This window comes from Streptomyces sp. NPDC053673, from assembly GCF_055585225.1.
In genome coordinates this window covers 1-18,112 of record NZ_JBVJKN010000006.1, presented here as the reverse complement: position 1 = coordinate 18,112, position 18,112 = coordinate 1, and the positions used below count along the sequence as shown (strand labels likewise).

Sequence of the window (18,112 nt, the reverse complement as noted above, 5' to 3'; positions counted from 1 at the left end):
GCGTATCACAAAGGTCTCCTCTTCTGGTGCGGATGGGTGGGTGGTTGCGGGGAAGCGTGCCGCTCCACGTCGCGCAGCCGGTGTGTCCGTCCTCGATCTCCCCCAGAGCGTCGCCTGGGGTGCCCCCGACGGGCTCCTATGGACCCCGTCCGGCGCAGCATCAGCTCTACCCGCCGCCGCAGTTCCTCGCGCCCGCGTGCAGTGCGACCGCCGTGTTCGGGCCGAGCGTCCGCGTGAACTGGCCCGCGCTGTTGACCGTCACGCCCATACCCGACTGCACGTCGCAGTAGGTACCGGCCGGGAGCGAGGTCTGGAACGTACGCGTCAGCGAGGACGACTCGTGGTTGATGGCCACGTAGGCCTGGGCGCCGCGCCCGAAGGCGATCGCGTCCGCGCCGTTGTCCCACCAGTTGGTGACCGACTGGCCACGGGCCTGGTTGCGGAAGGCAACCATCGAGGAGATCTCGCGCCACGCGTGCTGGCACTTCCAGCCGTCGCTGTAACAGGCGTTCACCGTGCCGCCGTTCGGCGGGCCCGCGTCCTTGTCGGACCATTCGTAGCCGGAGTGGACGTCCGGGGAGCCGTACGGCCAGGCGAGCATGAAGACGTTCGCCAGGGTGTAGTTGGCGCCGTCCTTGTAGTTGAGGGTGTCGCCGCCGCGCTCGGTGTCGTGGTTGTCGACGAAGACGGCGGACTGGCCGCTCGCCATGTAACCCCAGCCCTCGCCGTAGTTCTTCAGATAGGCGAGGTTCTCGTTGTTGAAGACCCGCTTGAGGTCACGGGCGTAGCGGAACTCCTGGACGTCACCGTTCCCGAGGTACTCCGTCGGCTGGACGGCCTCACCGGCTCCGTAGATGGCCTCCTGCTTCCAGTACACACCCGGGTTGCTGAGCTTCGCCTTGATCGCGGCGAGGTCGGCGGCGGGCATGTGCTTGGCGGCGTCGATCCGGAAGCCGTCGACGCCCAGCGACAGGAGGTCGTTCATATAGCCCGCGATCCTGGTGCGGACGTACTCCTCGCCGGTGTCGAGGTCCGCGAGCCCGACCAGCTCGCAGTACTGGACGTTCACGCGGTCCTGGTAGTTGGTGATGTGCGCGGTGCAGTCGTCCATGTCCCAGGACGCGTACAGGCCGGGGTAGTCGTACTTCGTGTACGGCGAGCCGCCGGTGCCCGTCCCGGAGCCCGCGGCCATGTGGTTGATGACGGTGTCGGCGACGACCTTGACGCCTGCCGCGTGGCAGGCGTTGACCATGTTCGTGAAGGCGGTGCGGTCGCCCAGCCGCCCCGCGATCTTGTAGCTGACGGGCTGGTAGGAGGTCCACCACTGCCCGCCCTGTACGTGCTCCTGGGGCGGCGAGACCTGGACGTACCCGTATCCGGCCGGGCCCAGGGTGTTGGTGCATGCCTGGGCGACCGAGTCGAAGCGCCATTCGAAGAGGACGGCGGTGACGTCCTTGGTGCCGGGCGGGGCCGCGTACGCGGCCCCGCCCGGCGCGATCACCGCGGCCGCTGCTCCCGCCGCGAGGGCGAGTGCGGCGGCCAGAGATCTGCTGGCCATGAATCCTCCTGCGGCTCAGGGAGGGAGGGAAACCGAGCGAGGGCCGGAGTGGGGATTGAATGTTCTTGCTGCAAAACTGCAAGGCCCTCTGCGCAGGTGACCGTAGGGCCAGACGGTTGCAAGGTCAACCGTCTGGACACATGAACGACACACGAAGGACATGCCTGTGCAAGAAATTGCAGGCTGCCGCGGCCCGCACCGCAGGTGCCGAAGACACCGCGGGGCTGCAGGTCTGCGGACCCGCAGCCCCGCAGCCCCGCAGCCCCGCAGGCCCTGGGGGATCAGCGCGCCCGCGCCGTGGAACCCCGTACCACCAGCTCGGGCTGGAAGACGTACTCCGTGCTCGGCACGGGATTGCCCCGGATCTCCTCCAGCAGCGCACCGACCGCCGCCGACGCCATGGCCTGGACGGGCTGCCGCACGGTGGTCAGCGGCGGATCCGTGAACGGGATCAGCGGCGAGTCGTCGTACCCCACCACGGACAGTCCGCCCGGCACGTCGAGGCCGCGCTCCCGGGCGGCCCTGATGACACCGAGCGCCATCATGTCGCTGCCGCAGACGATGCCGGTGCAGCCCGCGTCGATGAGGTCGGCCGCCGCCGCGTGTCCGCCCTCGACGCTGAAGAGGGTGTGGCGGACGTACCGCTCCGCGCCCGGCCCCGCCGCCTCCAGGAAGCCCTCCGTCTTGCGCCGCGACGGTACGTACCGGACGGGCCCGACCGCGAGCCCGATCCGCTCGTGCCCGAGCTCGGCGAGATGGCGTACGGCCATGGCCGCCGCCATGTGGTCGTCGGGCGAGACGAAGGGGGCGTCGACGAGCTCGTTGTAGCCGTTGACGAGCACGAACGGGACCCGGCGCGCGGCCAGTTCGGCGTAGCGGCCCTGGTCCGCAGCCGTGTCCGCGTGCAGCCCGGAGAGGAAGACGATGCCGTCGACGCCGCTCTCCTCCAGCTGCTCGACGAGTTCGTCCTCGGTCGCTCCGCCGGGCTGCTGGCAGCACAGCACCGGCGTGTAGCCGTGTCCGGCCAGGACCTGCTCGATGACCTGGGCGAAGGCGGGGAAGATCGGGTTGGTCAGCTCCGGCACCACCAGCCCGATCAGCCCGGCGCTGCGGCGGCGCAGCCGTACGGGACGCTCGTAGCCGAGGATGTCGAGCGCGGCGAGCACCCGTGTGCGGGTCGCCGCGGAGACGCCCGGCTTGCCGTTGAGGACACGGCTGACCGTGGCCTCGCTGACTCCCGACTGGGCCGCGATGTCGGCGAGCCGAGGGGTGGCCGCACCACTGGTGCGACCACCCTTAGGGCCCCGCGTCCGGATCATGCCGGGCTCGCGTGCCCTGGCGCCGCGCCTCGCCGCGTTGTCGTCAGTCGGCATGGCTCCGCCATGACTCCCTCCTCCGCCTTGCGATCCACGGCGCCAGACCCCGCTCCCTGATCCGGCCTGATCCGAAAGCGAGGCCCTCGGCCGGGGGATCGTCACACCGTCCACCACGCCGTGGTGTCCGCGGGCAGGACGACGGTGCCGTCGCCCGCGGCGGCAGCCGCAGTCGCCACCGGATCACTGGCCAGCAGGAGCGTGCCGGGCGCGGGGAGGCGTACCGGCGCGCCCGTGGTGTTGGTGGTGCAGACGAACCCGTCGCGGGACAGGGCGAGGACGCCGTCAGGAGCGTCCAGCCAGGTCACCGCTTCACCCGCGCCCAGCCCCGGGTGTTCTCGGCGGGCGGCCAGCGCCGCCCGGTACAGCTCCAGGGTCGAGCCCGCCACCCCGGTCTGCGCCTCCACGCTCAGCTCGGCCCACGCCGGCGGCTGCGGAAGCCAGCTGCCGCCGGAACCGAACCCGTACGAGGACCCGGAACGCGTCCACGGGATCGGCACCCGGCAGCCGTCACGGAAACCGTCCTGACCCTCCGCGCGGAAGAACGACGGATCCTGACGCACCTCGTCCGGAAGATCGGTGACGTCCGGCAGGCCGAGCTCCTCGCCCTGGTAGACGTACGCCGAGCCCGGCAGCGCCAGCATCAGCAGCGTCGCGGCACGCGCCCGGCGCAGACCGAGCTCGCGGTCGCCCTGCTCGCGCAGCTGGGTGCCGAGTCCCGGCGGGTTGCCGAAGCGGGTGGCGTGCCGGGTGACGTCGTGGTTGGACAGCACCCAGGTGGTGGGGGCGCCGACCGGGCGCATCGCGGCGAGCGAGCCGTCGATGACCTCGCGCAGTTCCTTCGCGTCCCAGTTGGTCGTCAGGTACTGGAAGTTGAAGGCCTGGTGCATCTCGTCGGGTCGCACGTACATCGCGGTGCGCTCGACCGTCGGTGTCCAGGCCTCGGCGACGAGGATGCGCTCACCTTCGTACTCGTCGAGGATCCGCCGCCAGGAGCGGTAGATCTCGTGGACGCCGTCCTGGTCGAAGAACGGCATGACATCGTTCCCCAGCAGCTTGAGCTGGTCGCCGGAGCCGATGTCGGGCAGGCCGGGCGCCTTGACGAGTCCGTGGGCGACATCGACGCGGAAGCCGTCGGCGCCCAGGTCCAGCCAGAAGCGCAGGATCGAGCGGAACTCGTCCTGGACGGCCGGGTGCTCCCAGTTGAAGTCGGGCTGCTCCGGCGCGAACAGGTGCAGGTACCACTCGCCGTCGCTGCCGTCCGGGTTCGTGGTCCGGGTCCACGCCGGGCCGCCGAAGATCGACTCCCAGTCGTTCGGCGGCAGCTCGCCGTGCTCGCCCTTGCCGGGCCGGAAGTGGAACCGCTCGCGCAGCCGGGAGCCGGGGCCCTCGCGCAGCGCCTGGCGGAACCAGTCGTGCTGGTCGGAGCAGTGGTTGGGGACGAGGTCGACGATGATGCGCAGCCCCAGCCCGTGGGCGCTGCGGATCAGCGCGTCGGCGTCGTGGAGGGTGCCGAACATCGGGTCGATGGCCCGGTAGTCGGCGACGTCGTAGCCCGCGTCGGCCTGTGGGGAGGCGTAGAAAGGGCTGAGCCAGACCGCGTCGACACCGAGCTCCTTGAGGTACGGGAGCCGGCTGCGTATCCCGGCGAGATCGCCCATGCCGTCACCGTTGCCGTCGGCGAAGCTGCGCGGATAGACCTGGTAGATCACCGCGTCCCGCCACCATGGCGCTGGCTCGGCACGGGTGCCGGTCGTCGTCGTGGTGGTGGCGGGGGCAGCGAGGTGCTGGGTCATTTCATCCCTGCGATGGTGGTGGATGGGGGGAGCGTACGTACGGTCGGGCGCGGCCCGTGGCGGGTCTCAGCCCTTGACCGCGCCTGCCGACACGCCGGTCACCAGATGGCGCTGGGCGAAGAGGAAGACGATCGCGGCGGGGATGGCGATGAGCACCGAGGCCGCGGTCATCGGCCCCCACTGGGCGCCGTACTGGTTGACGAACTTCTGCAGTCCGCCGGCGAGGGTCAGGTTCTCGTCGCCGACCATGAAGGCGGAGGCGTAGGCGACCTCGCCCCAGGCGGTGATGAAGGAGTAGAACGCGGTGACCGCGATGCCGGGCTTGGCGAGCGGCAGGATCAGCCGCCAGAAGGTGCCGAACGGGGTGAGCCCGTCGACCTGCCCGGACTCGTCGATCTCCCGCGGAATGGTGTCGAAGAAGCCCTTCATCATCCAGGCGCAGAACGGCACGGCGATGGTGAGGTACGTGATGACCAGACCGGCCGGCTCGTTGAGCAGGCCCATGCCCGCCATGATGTTGTAGATCGGCACGATCAGGACCGCGACCGGGAACATCTGGGTGATGAGCAGGGTCCACATGAGTCCGCGCTTGCCGGGGAAGCGGAACCGGCTGACTGCGTAGCCGGTGGTCGCCGCGACGAACACACCGATGACCGTGGTGAGGCCCGCGACGAGCAGCGAGTTGCCGAACCAGGTGAGGAACTCGGTGTCCTCGATCAGCTTGGTGTAGTTCTCGAACGTCGTCTCTTTGAAGAAGTCGGTGGTGATCGCGTACTCCGCGGGCTTGATGGAGGTCAGGAAGACCCACAGCACCGGGAAGACGGCGATCACGGACGCGACGAAGAGCGTCAGATGCAGCGCGACCGAGGCGATCGGCGAACGGCGGCCGCGCGCCGGAGCGTTGGCCGGGACGTTGGTCGTGGTCACCAGGTTTCTCCCTGCTTGCGGAGGACGCGCTGGTAGACAGCGGCGAAGGCCATCAGGAGGACGAGGATCAGCACGCCCCAGGTGGAGGACTGCGCGAAGTCGCGCGGGCTGATCTCGAACGAGAACTTGTAGGCCTGGGTCACCAGGATCTGGGTCGCCTCACCGGGACCGCCCCGGGTGAGCAGGAAGATCACCGGGAACATGTTGAAGGTCCAGATGGTGCTCAGCAGGATGACCGTCGTGGACACCGACCGCAGACCGGGCACGGTGATGTGGCGGAACCGCTGCCAGGCGTTCGCTCCGTCCATCTCGGCCGCCTCGTACAGCTCGCCGGGGATGGACTGCAGACCGCCGAGCAGGGCGACCATCATGAACGGCACGCCGAGCCAGACGTTGACGGCGATCACCGAGAACTTCGCCCAGGTGGGGTCGTTGAGCCACGGCACGGCGTCGATGCCGCCACCCGCGAGGATCTTGTTGAGCAGACCGTTGTCCTCGTTGTAGAGGAAGCGCCAGGCGAAGACGGAGACGAAGCCGGGCACGGCCCACGGCAGGATCAGCATCATCCGGTAGAACGACCGGCCGGCGATCCTGCGGTTGAGGATGTTGGCGAGGGCGAGGCCCAGGCCGAAGGTGACGGCCACGCAGGAGACCGTCCACACCAGCGTCCACCCGAGGGTGTCGAGGAACTGGCTGCCGGTGAGCGCGTCGGCGTAGTTGTCGAGTCCGATGAATTCGTAGGTCGCCGGGAGGTGGTTGACCCCGATCGACCGCTCGACGTTCCGCTCGTTGGCGTTCGTCAGCGACAGATAGATGCCGCGGACGAGCGGATAGCCGATGATCACCCCGATCACGATCACCACGGGGGCGACCATGGTCCAGGCGTACCAGTGGGTGGAGAGGGCGCGGCGGAGCGGACCCGGTGCGCCGGCGGTGTCGCGGCGATGGCCGCGGGCCCTGTTGGGCTCCGCGGCCTTCGCCACCGACTGGCCGCTGGTGTGGACAGCCATCAGTCGGTCTCTTCCCTTACTTCCAGTCCTTGAGGAGCTTGCGGTAGGCGTCGCCTGCCGCCTTGCTCCCCTTCTCCGGGGTGGTCTGGCCGGTGAGGACCTTGGTGTACTCGGTCACCAGCGGGGCGAAGAGGCTGCCGGTCTCGGGGATCCAGGGGCGCTCGACGGCCTTGTCGACGACCGGCTTGAAGAAGCCGACGATCTCGTTGCCGCTGACGGACGGCTTGCTGTAGACGGAGGCGCGGGTCGGGAGCAGGCTGAGCTCCTTGGCGACCGTGGTCTGGGACTCGACGGAGCTCATGTACTCGACGAAGGCGTAGGACGCTTCGAGGTTCTTGGAGCCGGCGTAGACGGCGAGGTTGTGGCCGCCCTGCGGGGCGCCCTGACCGGCGGAGCCGGCGGGAACGGGCGTGATGCCGAGGTTCGCCTTGTCCTTGAACTCCTTGCCGGCGTAGGTGTCGGAGACGGCCCACGGGCCGTTGATCATCATGGCGACCTTGCCTTCCTTGAAGGCGGTCTGCATGTTGTTCCAGCCGTCGGTGGCGTCGGTCTTGGCGGCGCCGGAGTCGACGAGGTCCTTGACGACCTTCATGGCCTTGACACCGGCCGGGTTGTCGACCGTGACCTGCTTCTTCTCGGCGTCGACGAGGTCGCCGCCCTCGCCGTAGAGGAAGGACAGGAACCAGTACGCGTCGTCGCCGCGCAGGTACAGACCGGTCTTGCCGGTCTTGTCCTTGATCTTCTTGGAGATGGACTTCAGCTCGGCGATGGTGCCGGGCACCTCGACGCCGGCCTGCTGGAAGATCTTCTTGTTGTAGAAGATGCCCATGGAGTCGATGACCTGCGGCACCGCGTAGGTCTTGTCCTTGTACTTCGTGGAGGCGGCGGCCTGCGGCAGGAAGTCCTTCTCGTCCTTGAGGGCCGCGGTGCCGTCCAGCGGGGCGAGGTAGCCGAGGTCGGCGAACTCGGGGGTCCAGGCGACCTCGGAGCGGATCACGTCGGGGGCGCCGGAACCGGACTGGGCCGCGTTCTTGAACTTGTTCTGCGCCTCACCGAACGGCACGTTCACATACTTGATCTTGACGTCCGGGTGCAGCTTGGTGAAGCCCTCGGCGACCTTCTTGAAGACCTTGTCCTCGCTGCCGACGGTCGACGTGTCCCACCAGGTAACCGTGCCGGACAGCTTGCCCGAGCTGCTCTTGCCGCTCTCGGCGTCGTCGCCGCCGCACGCGGTCGCCGTGAGCGCCAGGCTCGCGACCAGAGCGGTGGCCGCTATGCCACGTCGCATGTGAACTCCTTCAACCTGGGCCGCTCCATCACGGCGCCGATTCGTCGAGGAACGTAACAAGGTTGAAAGAAGACCGAAAGACCTTGCGAGAGATTTCCGCAAGCAGCCGCGATCGTTACATCCGCGTGTCCTCACGGTGGCCGTTACGAACCTTGTCAGCGGGGCCTTCGCCCACTCCGCCGCTTCTCACAGTGTGCGCAACTGCTTCCGCAAGAGATTGCAGCGCTGTTACCTTCGAGATAGGTCGCCGTTGATCCGGTAGATCCGGTACGTCCGGAACATCCTGAGACAGCATCCGAAGGGGAGCGCCCATGACGCAGGAGCTCAGCACGACCACCCCGCCGCAGCTCGCCGGGCGGACGCCGGACTGGTGGCGGGACGCCGTCATCTACCAGGTGTACGTCCGCTCCTTCGCCGACAGCGACGGCGACGGCATCGGCGATCTGCGTGGCATTCGCGACCGGCTCCCCCATCTCGCGGGGCTCGGCGTGGACGCGGTCTGGCTGACCCCCTTCTATGCGTCCCCGCAGGCCGACGGCGGATACGACGTCTCGGACTACCGGGCCGTCGATCCCCTCTTCGGCGCGCTCGACGACGCCGACGATCTCGTCCGCGAGGCCCACCGCCTGGGCCTGAGGGTGATCGTCGACATCGTCCCGAACCACACCTCCGACCAGCACGCCTGGTTCCGCGAGGCGCTCGCCGGCGGCCTTGAGCGGGCGTACTACCACTTCCGCCCCGGCCGGGGGGCGGGCGGGGAACTGCCGCCGAACGACTGGGAATCGGTCTTCGGCGGCCCGGCGTGGACCCGGACCACGCATCCGGACGGCAGCGACGGGGACTGGTATCTGCACCTCTTCGCGCCGGAGCAGCCCGACCTCAACTGGGAGCACCCCGCCGTGCGCGAGGAGTTCGACGCGGTCCTGCGCTTCTGGCTCGACCTCGGCGTCGACGGTTTCCGTATCGACGTGGCCCACGGCATGGTCAAGGCCGACGGGCTGCCCGACATCGGCGCCCGCGAGCAGGCGAAGATGATCGGCGCGCAGGTGCTGCCGTTCTTCGACCAGGACGGCGTCCACGAGATCCACCGCTCCTGGCGCCGGCTTCTCGACGGGTACGACGGTGAGCGCATCGGGGTCGCCGAGGCCTGGGCCCCCACCCCGGAGCGGCTCGCGCTGTACGTACGCCCCGACGAGCTGCACCAGGCCTTCAACTTCCAGTTCCTGCGCTGCCCCTGGGATCCGGCCAGGATGCGGCAGGTCATCGACGCCTCACTGGCCGCGACGGCCTCGGTGGGCGCGCCCACCACCTGGGTGCTCTCCAACCACGACGTCGTACGGCACCCCACCCGCTACGGCGACGGCCCCTCGGGGCTGCGGCGGGCCCGTGCGGCGGCCCTGCTGATGCTGGCGCTGCCCGGGTCGGCGTACGTCTACCAGGGCGAGGAACTGGGCCTTCCGGATGTAACGGACCTTCCGGATGAAGTACGCCAAGACCCCTCATTCTTCCGCGCGGACGGCCAGGACGGCTTCCGCGACGGGTGCCGGGTACCGATTCCCTGGACCAGGAACGGATCCTCGTACGGCTTCGGCTCCGGCGGCAGCTGGCTTCCGCAGCCACCGACGTGGGCCGAGCTGAGCGTGGAGGCACAGACCGGCGTACAGGGCTCGACCCTGGAGCTCTACCGCGCGGCGCTCTCGGTCCGCCGCGAGCATCCCGGCCTCGGCGCCGGCTCGGACCTGACCTGGCTGGATGCCCCTGAGGGTGTCCTCGCCCTGGCCCGTGACGGCTTCCTCTGCACGACGAACACGCGCGGCACGGAGGTGGAGATCCCCGTACCGGGAAGTCTGCTGCTGTCGTCCGCGCCACCCGAGTTCAACGGCGGGACGGTCCGCCTTCCCGCCGACTCCAGCATCTGGTGGGCAATCTGACATGCGACCGGTACAGTCCAATCCCATGACCGCACGGCTTGCCGACATCGCAGCCCAGGCGGGGGTCAGCGAGGCGACGGTCAGCCGGGTGCTCAACGGCAAGCCAGGCGTTGCCGCGACCACCCGCGAATCGGTGCTCGCCGCACTCGACGTCCTCGGCTACGAGCGTCCCGTACGACTGCGCCGCCGCAGCGCGGGGCTCGTCGGGCTCATCACGCCCGAACTGGAGAATCCGATATTCCCAGCCCTGGCCCAGGTCATCGGACAGGCGCTGACCCGCCAGGGCTACACCCCCGTGCTCGCCACCCAGACCCCCGGGGGCTCCACGGAGGACGAGCTCACCGAGATGCTCGTGGACCGTGGGGTCTCGGGAATCATCTTCGTCTCCGGACTGCACGCCGACACGAGCGCCGACATGCAGCGCTACGAGAAGCTGCGCGCCCAGGGCGTGCCGTTCGTACTCGTCGACGGTTTCTCGCCGGACGTGCAGGCACCGTTCATCTCGCCCGACGACCGGGCGGCCATGCAGCTGGCCGTGACCCATCTCGTCTCCCTCGGCCACACCCGTATCGGACTGGCCCTCGGACCCCGGCGGTTCGTCCCCGTCCTGCGGAAGATCGAGGGCTTCGTCAAGGCGGTCCGTGACCAGCTCGGCCTGAGCCAACAGGAGATCGAGTCCCAGCTGATCCAGCACTCCCTCTACACCCTGGAGGGCGGGCAGGCCGCGGCGTCCGCGCTGATGGACCGCGGCTGCACGGCGGTGGTCTGCGCGAGCGACATGATGGCGCTCGGCGCGATCCGCGCGGCACGGCAACGCGGGCTGGACGTACCCGCCGACATCTCGGTCGTCGGCTTCGACGACTCCCCGCTCATCGCGTTCACCGACCCGCCGCTGACGACGGTCCGCAAGCCGGTACCGGCGATGGGACAGGCGGCGGTACGCACGCTGCTGGAGGAGATCGGCGGTACGCCCGCCCCGCACAGCGAGTTCGTCTTCATGCCGGAGCTGGTCGTCCGCGGTTCGACCGCCGCGGGTCCTGTGCACGGCTCCTAGGGCCGGCCCGCGTCCGGAAGACAGACGCCCAGGGCCTGTCTTCCGGATCAGTCCCTGATCAGTCCCCAGTCCCTGGTCCCTAGTCCCCAGGACGTACCGAGCACGGCCAGAACCCGACTGGGGGATGATCGGACGAGCCGTACCTATCTGGCAGACTCTGCTCCCATGGGTGAAGCGACCGTGAAATCTGTGGAAGACCGGACTGCGGCCCCGTCACCCATGGTGACCGAGGACGTCCCGGCCCCCGGGGAAGGCCGACTGCAGAGGATGCGGTCGGTGCGGCGGCCGCGTATCTGGTTCGAGATCCTGCTCATTGCGGTCAGTTACTGGATATACTCCCTCATCCGTAACGCGGTTCCGGAGCAGAAGGCTCAGGCCCTGCGGAACGCCGACTGGATCTGGGACGCCGAGAAGGCGCTCGGCATCGCCGTCGAGCAGACGGTCAACCACGCCGTGAATTCGGTGACCTGGCTGATCGTGACGATGAACTACTACTACGCCACCCTGCACTTCATCGTGACCATAGGCGTGCTGGTGTGGCTCTACCGCCGTCACCCGGGCCGCTACGCCCCGGCCCGCCTCGTGCTCTTCGCGACCACCGGCGTCGCGCTCGTCGGCTACTACCTGTACCCGCTGGCGCCGCCCCGTCTGATGAACGGCCAGAACTTCATCGACACGGTGCTGGTGCACCACACCTGGGGCTCGATGGCCTCGGGCAACCTGAAGAACATGTCCAACCAGTACGCGGCGATGCCTTCGATGCACATCGGCTGGTCGCTGTGGTGCGGGCTGACCATCTTCGCCCTGGCGTCGGCGCCGTGGGGGAAGATCCTGGGCCTGCTGTACCCCACGCTGACGCTGATAGTGATCGTAGCGACGGCCAACCACTTCTGGCTGGACGCGGTGGGCGGCCTGCTGTGCCTCGGCTTCGGATACGGGCTGTCGTACGCCTGGTACGGAGCTCTCCCGCACCGCCTGCCCCGGTGGGCCCAGGCGACCGGCACCGACACCAACGCCGACCCCTACCCCTACCCCGACACCGACAAGCACGACAACGTCCTGGCGGCGCCGGAACTGAACGCCGTACGGCGCTGAGCCGACGCGGGGGCAGCGACAAGGGGGCCGCCCTCACCGTGAGTAGCAGCCCCCGCCCCTCAGCCGAGTCGATGCGTCACGTGCCCACCCGCCATCGTGAGCACGACCGCCGCCTCCCCCACCTCGTCCACCGGCGCCTCCACGGGATCGACCCCGAACGCCGTGAGGTCGGCGCGGAGGCCGGCAACCCGCCCCGCCACCCCAGACTCCCCCGCCGCCACCGCCGCGTGGGACGTACACCCCTCCAAGGCCATCAGCCCGGTCAGCCCGCGCCCGAGCGACGCCGCACCGTGCGGCGCGCCCCATCGCCAGCACCTGCCGCGCGTCGTAATGCGCGATCGGCCTGTCCGAACCGAGCGCCGGCCACGCCCCGCATTCCGCAGATCACGGCAGCGCCACGCGCGCCCCGCCCGCTCGTCACCGAGCCGCTTCGACCATTCGTCACTGTGGTCGGCGCGCGTGTACGCGGTGTGCGGGGGATAGAACTTCAAGCCCCGTAGAACAGCTCCTCCACCACCGCCCGCGCCCGCCTCGTCGCCCGCCGGTAGTCGTCGACCATCTCGCCGCTGTATCCCATGTGCGGCTGCCGCCGCGTGGGCCCCGGGCCGTACCCCAAGTACCGCCCCACCGCGCCCAGTTCGCGGCCGTCCGAGGGGAACGTGTCCCCGGGGCGGCCGCGGACCAGCATCACGCCGTTGCGGACGCGGGTGGCGAGGACCCAGGCGTCGTCGAGGATCTGGGCGTCCTCCGTGGACAGCAGGCCCGCGGCGTGGGCGGCGGCGAGGGCCTCGCGCGTGCGGGTCGTCCGCAGGCCGGGCTCCGCCCAGCCGTGGCGCATCTGGAGGAGCTGGACGGTCCATTCGACGTCGCTGAGGCCGCCCCGGCCCAGCTTGGTGTGGAGGGTCGGATCGGCGCCGCGCGGAAGGCGTTCCGTTTCCATCCGGGCCTTGAGGCGGCGGATCTCGCGGACCGCGTCCTCGCCGAGGCCCTCCGCCGGATAGCGCAGCGGGTCGATCAGCTCGATGAAGCGCGCGCCCAGGTCGGCGTCGCCCGCCATCGGTTCGGCGCGGAGCAGCGCCTGGCTCTCCCAGACGAGCGACCAGCGGCGGTAGTACGCGGCGTACGAGGCGAGCGTACGCACCAGGGGTCCGCTCTTGCCCTCCGGGCGCAGGTCCGCGTCGATCAGCAACGGCGGGTCGGCGGTGGGGACCTGGAGCAGTCGCCGGATCTCCGAGACGACCGTGTTCGCGGCCTGGGCGGCCTCCTGCTCGTCGACGCCGTCGCGCGGCTCGTGGACGAACAGGACGTCCGCGTCGGAGCCGTAGGCCAGCTCGTGGCCGCCGAAGCGGCCCACGCCGATGACGGCGAAGCGGGTGGGGAGGGTGTCCCCCCACTTCTCGCGTACGACGGCCCGCAGGGCACCCGCGATCGTCGCCGCGTTGAGGTCGGTGACGGCGTTACCCACGCGGTCGACGAGCGCGCCCGGGTCCTGCTCGGCGGGGCTGTCCTCGGTGCCGTACGAGCTGATCAGATCGGCCGCCGCGGTACGGAACAGCTCGCGCCGCCGCACCCCGCGGGCCGCGGCGACCGCCGCCTCCGCGCCGTCCGCGCGGCCGACCGCGGCCAGCACCTCCTGTTCCAGATGCTCCCGGCCGCGCGGCTTCAGTCCCTCCGGGTCGCCGAGGAGCGCCACCGCCTCCGGGGCGCGCAGCAGCAGATCGGGGGCGAGGCGGCCGGCTGACAGCACGCGCGCCAGGTTCTCCGCGGCGGCGCCCTCGTCCCGCAGAAGCCGCAGGTACCAGGGGGTCTTGCCGAGCGCGTCGGACACCTTGCGGAAGCCGAGCAGCCCGGCGTCCGGGTCGGCGGAGTCCGCGAACCAGCCGAGCAGCACCGGCAGCAGTGTCCGCTGGATCGCCGCCTTGCGGGTCATCCCGGACGACAGGGCCTCCAGATGGCGCAGCGCCGCGGCCGGGTCGGCGTAACCGAGCGCTTCCAGCCGCTGCACGGCCGCCTTCGCGCTGAGCCGGGTCTCGCCGGGCGCGAGCTGCGCGACCGCGTCCAGCAGCGGCCGGTAGAACAGCTTCTCGTGCAGCCGTCGCACGACCGCCCCGTGCCGCCGCCACTCCTTGTTGAGTTCGACGACCGGATCGGCGCGCAGCCCCAGCGACCGGCCGAGACGGCGCTGGTCCTCCTCGCCCTCGGGCACGAGGTGGGTGCGGCGCAGCCGGAACAGCTGGATGCGGTGTTCCATCGCGCGCAGGAAGCGGTACGCCGCGTCGAGCTGCGCCGCGTCCGAGCGTCCCACGTACCCTCCCGCCGCGAGCGCGTTCAGTGCGGCGAGGGTGGTGCCACTGCGCAGCGTCGCGTCGCTGCGGCCGTGCACCAACTGCAGGAGCTGTACGGCGAACTCGACGTCCCGCAGCCCGCCCGGGCCGAGCTTCAGCTCGCGGTCGATATGGGCCACGGGGATGTTGTCGACGACCCGGCGGCGCATCTTCTGCACGTCCGGGACGAAGTTCTCGCGCTCCGCGGCCTGCCATACGAGCGGCGAGACGGCCTCGATGTACTCGGCACCCAGCTCGGGGTCGCCCGCCACCGGCCGTGCCTTGAGCAGCGCCTGGAACTCCCAGGTCTTCGCCCACCGCTGGTAGTACGCGAGGTGGCTGGAGAGCGTGCGCACCAGCGGGCCGTTGCGCCCTTCGGGACGCAGATTGGCGTCGACCGGCCAGATCGCGCCCTCGACGGTCGTCTCCGAGCAGATCCGCATGAGGTGCGACGCGAGCCGGGTCGCGGCCTTCAGGGCCTTCGGCTCGTCGGCCCCTTCGACCGGCTCCCCGACGAAGATGACATCGACGTCGGAGACGTAGTTCAGCTCGTGGCCGCCGCACTTGCCCATGGCGATCACCGCGAGCCGGCACATGGCGGCGTCCTCGGGCGCGGCGGTACGGGCGATGGCGAGCGCTGCCCGGAGCGTTGCCGTCGCCAGGTCGGCGAGCTCGGCCGCGGTCTGGGCGACATCCGTGGTGCCGCACACGTCACGGGCCGCTATCGACAGCAGACAGCGGCGGTACGCGACGCGCAGCGACACCGGTTCGGTGGCATCGGCGAGCCCGCGCTCGAACTCCTCCACACCGGGGTGCAGATCCACCGCCTCGTACATCACGAGCGCATGCCAGTCGCGCGGGTGCCGCGCCAGATGGTCACCGAGGGCCTCGGACGCGCCGAGCACGCCGAGCAGCCGGTCACGCAGCGGCTTCGCGGAGATCAGGGTGTCGAGGAGCACCCGTCGCTCCTCGGGCTCCTGCGCCTCGACCAGGCGTACGAGTCCGCGCAGCGCCAGATCGGGGTCGGCGGTCGCGCCCAGCGCGTCGAGGAGGACGGAGTCCGCTCGTACGGGCGCCATCTCGGGCAGGCCGAGGAACCGCTCGGCGACGGCCGGGTGGGTGAAGCCGTGCCGCAGCAGACGGGTGAAGGTACTGCTCCTGCGCCCCGGCACCGATGTCATCCCGCCGCCTCCGATCAAGGTCCCGATCCCGGTCCGAGCCTAGTCGCAGGTGCGGGGAGGGGGCGCTCGCAGGACTCTGGTCATGAGGGTGGTGCCGTGCTGTTCCGGGCGGTGCCTTGCCGCGCAGCGCCGAGCTGTGCTGTGCCGCGCCGTGCTGTGCCGCGCTTCCCCGTGATGTGCCGCGCCGCGATGTTCGCCATGGTCTTCGTCCGGGCGAGACAGCCCGTATTCCCGGAATGTCGGTCTTCTATGACGCCAAGCACGTTTCGCCCCATCGGGAAGCACCGTCGCCATGCCTTCGTCGCCCAGGGCCTGTCCGGTGGATTCGGGCTGGATCAGCGAGCGCCCGCCGCGAAGCGGCCCTCGGGTACTTCACCAGCGGCCTGCCGCACACCCTCGACCCGGCAAGCGCCGAGGCCAAGCTGCGCACCCTCAAGACGTACGCCTGGACGGACAGCACCGATCACTGCGGCGCCCCGGCGGGGTGCGGCGACCGCAAGGTGGCCGCACGGCCCGCCGCGCACGGCTGGGCGCAGACAGTCCGCTACACGCGCGGCGACTCGACGTCCTGGGCGCAGGAGGGCGCGGACGGCTCGGCATGGGCGTTCTCCGTGCTCGACGGCCGGCTGGCTGTCTGGCACCGCGCGGCGGGCGCCAGGCATGGACCGGGCCGCGGCTGCTGCGCGGCGGCGGTGTCGACAGCGGTGTGACGTCGGTACGCCTCCCCGACGGCCGGATCCACGGCGACCCGGTCGTCGCCGACGACTCCACCGGCCGGCACACGGTCTTCGCCGCCACCGCGAGGTCGGTGCTGGCCTGGACGCAGGCACGCCCCGGGGCACCGGCCCGATGAGTCCGGCGGCCGCGCACGGTCATACATGTGAGACAGGAGGCCCGCCGCGGCCGAAGGAACCCGACCACGAAAGGACCCCGCCATGCCGGCCCAGGAACCACAGACGGAGCTCGACGCGCGCTACAGCTCCCCCGACGCCACCGCGGCACCGTGGCCGGACGCGGTCGCCCAGCTGAACGAGTCGGAGATCTTCTGGCTCTCGACCGTGCGCCCGGACGGCCGCCCGCACGTCACCCCGCTGATGGCGGTCTGGCTGGACGACACGCTCCACTTCACCACCGGCGAACAGGAGCGCAAGGCGCGCAATCTCGCCGCCAACCCCCACGTCGTCCTCACCACCGGCACCAACACCGACAGCGAGGGCCGTGACCTGGTCGTCGAGGGCGAGGCGGCCGTGGTGTCCGACGAGCCGCGGCTCGCACGGCTGGCCGAGGCCTGGGAGTCGAAGTACGGTCCGGAGTGGCACTTCGAGGTCCGGGACAAGGCCTTCTGGCACGAGGGCGGAGGCCGCTCCCTGGTCTTCGGCGTGACACCCCGTACCGCCTTCGGCTTCGGCAGGGGCGAGACCTACAGCCAGACCCGCTGGCGCTTCACCGGCTGAGGGCGCCCGGACGGCCGAACGGAGACCGTTCCATGGATTGGACCCTCGAAGTGATCGTCATTCCGGTCACCGACGTGGACCGGGCCAAGCGCTTCTACGTGGACCAGTGCGGCTTCAACGCCGACCTCGACATGTCGCCCTTCGAGGGGAGCCGCTTCGTCCAGCTCACCCCGCCCGGCTCGCGCTGCTCCATCGTCGTCGAGGCCGGCCTGCCCGACTCCCCCGGCCAGCCGCGGATGACTCCGGGCTCCCTCCAGGGCCTGCAACTGTGCGTCACCGACATCGACGCGGCCAGGTCGGAGCTGGTGAGCCGTGGCGTGGTGGTCGGTCCGGTGCGGCACGTCGGGCCGTCGGGCTGGGAGGACGGCAAGGGCAAGGAAACCTGGAATTCCTTCCTGTTCTTCCAGGACCCTGATGGCAACGGCTGGGTGGTCCAGGAGGCACCGACACCACTCGCCAGCCGGTGACGGTCCGAGCCGACGGGTGACGGTCCGAGCCGACCGGTGACAGTCCGGCAGCTGACACAGGAGGTCCCTCCATGGAGTTCACGCTCGAAGTGATCCTCGTCCCCGTCTCCGACGTGGACCGGGCCAAGGAGTTCTACCGCGACAAGGCCGGCTTCCACGTCGATCACGACACCCGTATCGACGAGCGGTTCCGCATCGTGCAGCTGACCCCGCCCGGCTCGGGCTGTTCCGTCGTCATCGGTGAGGGCGTACCCGTGCCGGGCGGCAGGACGCTCGAACCCGGCTCGTACCAGGGCCTCCAGCTGGTCGTGGCCGACATCAAGGCGGCCCATGCCGAACTCGTCGCCCGTGGGCTGGACGTCACCGAACCCGAGGTGGTCGCGCCGGGCGACGGTGGCACGTTCATGTACTTCTCCGACCCCGACGGCAACGGCTGGGCCATCCAGGAATGGACCCGGCGCGCGTCCCAGCCCCTCCACGCGCTCCTGGCCGAGCAGGTACGCGAGCGCGCGGACGCCGACGGCGCGGCCGGCGGAGCCACGGCCGGCGACGAAGCGGACTAGGCCGTGTCTGACAAATCCCGCCTGGCGCGCGACGCCCGGCACGCCCTCCCCCGTAGCCCTTCGGGCACGGGAGGTGCCCCCACGCTGCGTT

Annotated in this window: 14 protein-coding genes and 2 pseudogenes; 8 read left to right on the top strand and 8 right to left on the bottom strand. The window is 70.3% G+C overall.

The features are described from left to right. Positions 1 to 169 precede the first annotated feature (169 nt). The 6 genes and pseudogenes from ACZ6ZQ_RS11330 to ACZ6ZQ_RS11305 all read right to left on the bottom strand — a co-directional run. Positions 170 to 1,558: pseudogene (locus ACZ6ZQ_RS11330) on the bottom strand (alpha-amylase); the annotation flags it as partial. Between the two features lie 281 nt (positions 1,559 to 1,839). Next, the gene (locus ACZ6ZQ_RS11325; RefSeq protein ID WP_469768517.1) at positions 1,840 to 2,877 is read right to left on the bottom strand and encodes a LacI family DNA-binding transcriptional regulator; all 1,038 of its coding nucleotides are present in this window, start codon (positions 2,875 to 2,877) and stop codon (positions 1,840 to 1,842) included. A 155-nt stretch (positions 2,878 to 3,032) separates the two neighbouring features. Further along, complete coding sequence (locus tag ACZ6ZQ_RS11320) at positions 3,033 to 4,727, bottom strand: glycoside hydrolase family 13 protein (RefSeq protein ID WP_469768295.1); 1,695 nt, start codon at positions 4,725 to 4,727, stop codon at positions 3,033 to 3,035. A gap of 66 nt (positions 4,728 to 4,793) precedes the next feature. Further along, positions 4,794 to 5,654, bottom strand: coding sequence for a sugar ABC transporter permease (locus ACZ6ZQ_RS11315; RefSeq protein ID WP_469768294.1), 861 nt, complete (start codon positions 5,652 to 5,654; stop codon positions 4,794 to 4,796). Continuing rightward, positions 5,651 to 6,664, bottom strand: a complete 1,014-nt coding sequence (locus tag ACZ6ZQ_RS11310; protein WP_469768293.1) for a carbohydrate ABC transporter permease — start codon at positions 6,662 to 6,664, stop codon at positions 5,651 to 5,653. Before ACZ6ZQ_RS11310 ends, ACZ6ZQ_RS11315 begins: the two co-directional genes overlap by 4 nt. A 16-nt stretch (positions 6,665 to 6,680) precedes the next feature. Then, positions 6,681 to 7,952, bottom strand: coding sequence for an extracellular solute-binding protein (locus ACZ6ZQ_RS11305; RefSeq protein WP_469768292.1), 1,272 nt, complete (start codon positions 7,950 to 7,952; stop codon positions 6,681 to 6,683). A gap of 311 nt (positions 7,953 to 8,263) precedes the next feature. Here ACZ6ZQ_RS11305 and ACZ6ZQ_RS11300 point away from each other — a divergent pair, with 311 nt between their 5' ends. From ACZ6ZQ_RS11300 to ACZ6ZQ_RS11290, 3 genes are all read left to right on the top strand, one after another. Further along, entirely contained in the window at positions 8,264 to 9,883 is a 1,620-nt protein-coding gene (locus ACZ6ZQ_RS11300) for a glycoside hydrolase family 13 protein (RefSeq protein WP_469768291.1), read from the top strand. Positions 9,884 to 9,908: 25 nt separating this feature from the next. Beyond that, positions 9,909 to 10,937, top strand: a complete 1,029-nt coding sequence (locus tag ACZ6ZQ_RS11295; protein ID WP_469768290.1) for a LacI family DNA-binding transcriptional regulator — start codon at positions 9,909 to 9,911, stop codon at positions 10,935 to 10,937. Between the two features lie 165 nt (positions 10,938 to 11,102). Next, the gene (locus ACZ6ZQ_RS11290) at positions 11,103 to 12,032 is read left to right on the top strand and encodes a phosphatase PAP2 family protein (RefSeq protein WP_469768289.1); all 930 of its coding nucleotides are present in this window, start codon (positions 11,103 to 11,105) and stop codon (positions 12,030 to 12,032) included. Between the two features lie 59 nt (positions 12,033 to 12,091). On the opposite strand, the pseudogene ACZ6ZQ_RS11285 reads toward ACZ6ZQ_RS11290, so the two are convergent. Together ACZ6ZQ_RS11285 and ACZ6ZQ_RS11280 are read right to left on the bottom strand one after the other, a co-directional pair. After that, positions 12,092 to 12,511: pseudogene (locus tag ACZ6ZQ_RS11285) on the bottom strand (amidohydrolase family protein); the annotation flags it as partial. 8 nt (positions 12,512 to 12,519) lie between these two features. Continuing rightward, positions 12,520 to 15,537, bottom strand: a complete 3,018-nt coding sequence (locus ACZ6ZQ_RS11280) for a bifunctional [glutamine synthetase] adenylyltransferase/[glutamine synthetase]-adenylyl-L-tyrosine phosphorylase (RefSeq protein ID WP_469768288.1) — start codon at positions 15,535 to 15,537, stop codon at positions 12,520 to 12,522. 236 nt (positions 15,538 to 15,773) lie between these two features. Here ACZ6ZQ_RS11280 and ACZ6ZQ_RS11275 point away from each other — a divergent pair, with 236 nt between their 5' ends. The 5 genes from ACZ6ZQ_RS11275 (at position 15,774) to ACZ6ZQ_RS11255 (ending at position 18,021) form a co-directional block, all read left to right on the top strand. Further along, positions 15,774 to 16,247 (top strand): hypothetical protein, encoded by a 474-nt coding sequence (locus ACZ6ZQ_RS11275; RefSeq protein WP_469768287.1) that lies wholly within the window; start codon positions 15,774 to 15,776, stop codon positions 16,245 to 16,247. After that, positions 16,244 to 16,390: a hypothetical protein gene (locus ACZ6ZQ_RS11270; protein ID WP_469768286.1), complete on the top strand. Its 147-nt coding sequence runs from the start codon at positions 16,244 to 16,246 to the stop codon at positions 16,388 to 16,390. Before ACZ6ZQ_RS11275 ends, ACZ6ZQ_RS11270 begins: the two co-directional genes overlap by 4 nt. Positions 16,391 to 16,472: 82 nt before the next feature. Beyond that, the gene (locus ACZ6ZQ_RS11265; RefSeq protein WP_469768285.1) at positions 16,473 to 16,991 is read left to right on the top strand and encodes a pyridoxamine 5'-phosphate oxidase family protein; all 519 of its coding nucleotides are present in this window, start codon (positions 16,473 to 16,475) and stop codon (positions 16,989 to 16,991) included. Positions 16,992 to 17,023: 32 nt separating this feature from the next. Then, on the top strand, positions 17,024 to 17,458 hold the full coding sequence (locus ACZ6ZQ_RS11260) for a VOC family protein (protein WP_469768284.1): 435 nt from the start codon (positions 17,024 to 17,026) through the stop codon (positions 17,456 to 17,458). Positions 17,459 to 17,529: 71 nt separating this feature from the next. Beyond that, a complete protein-coding gene (locus tag ACZ6ZQ_RS11255) occupies positions 17,530 to 18,021 on the top strand; it encodes a VOC family protein (protein WP_469768283.1) in 492 nt (163 codons plus the stop codon). Positions 18,022 to 18,112 lie beyond the last annotated feature (91 nt).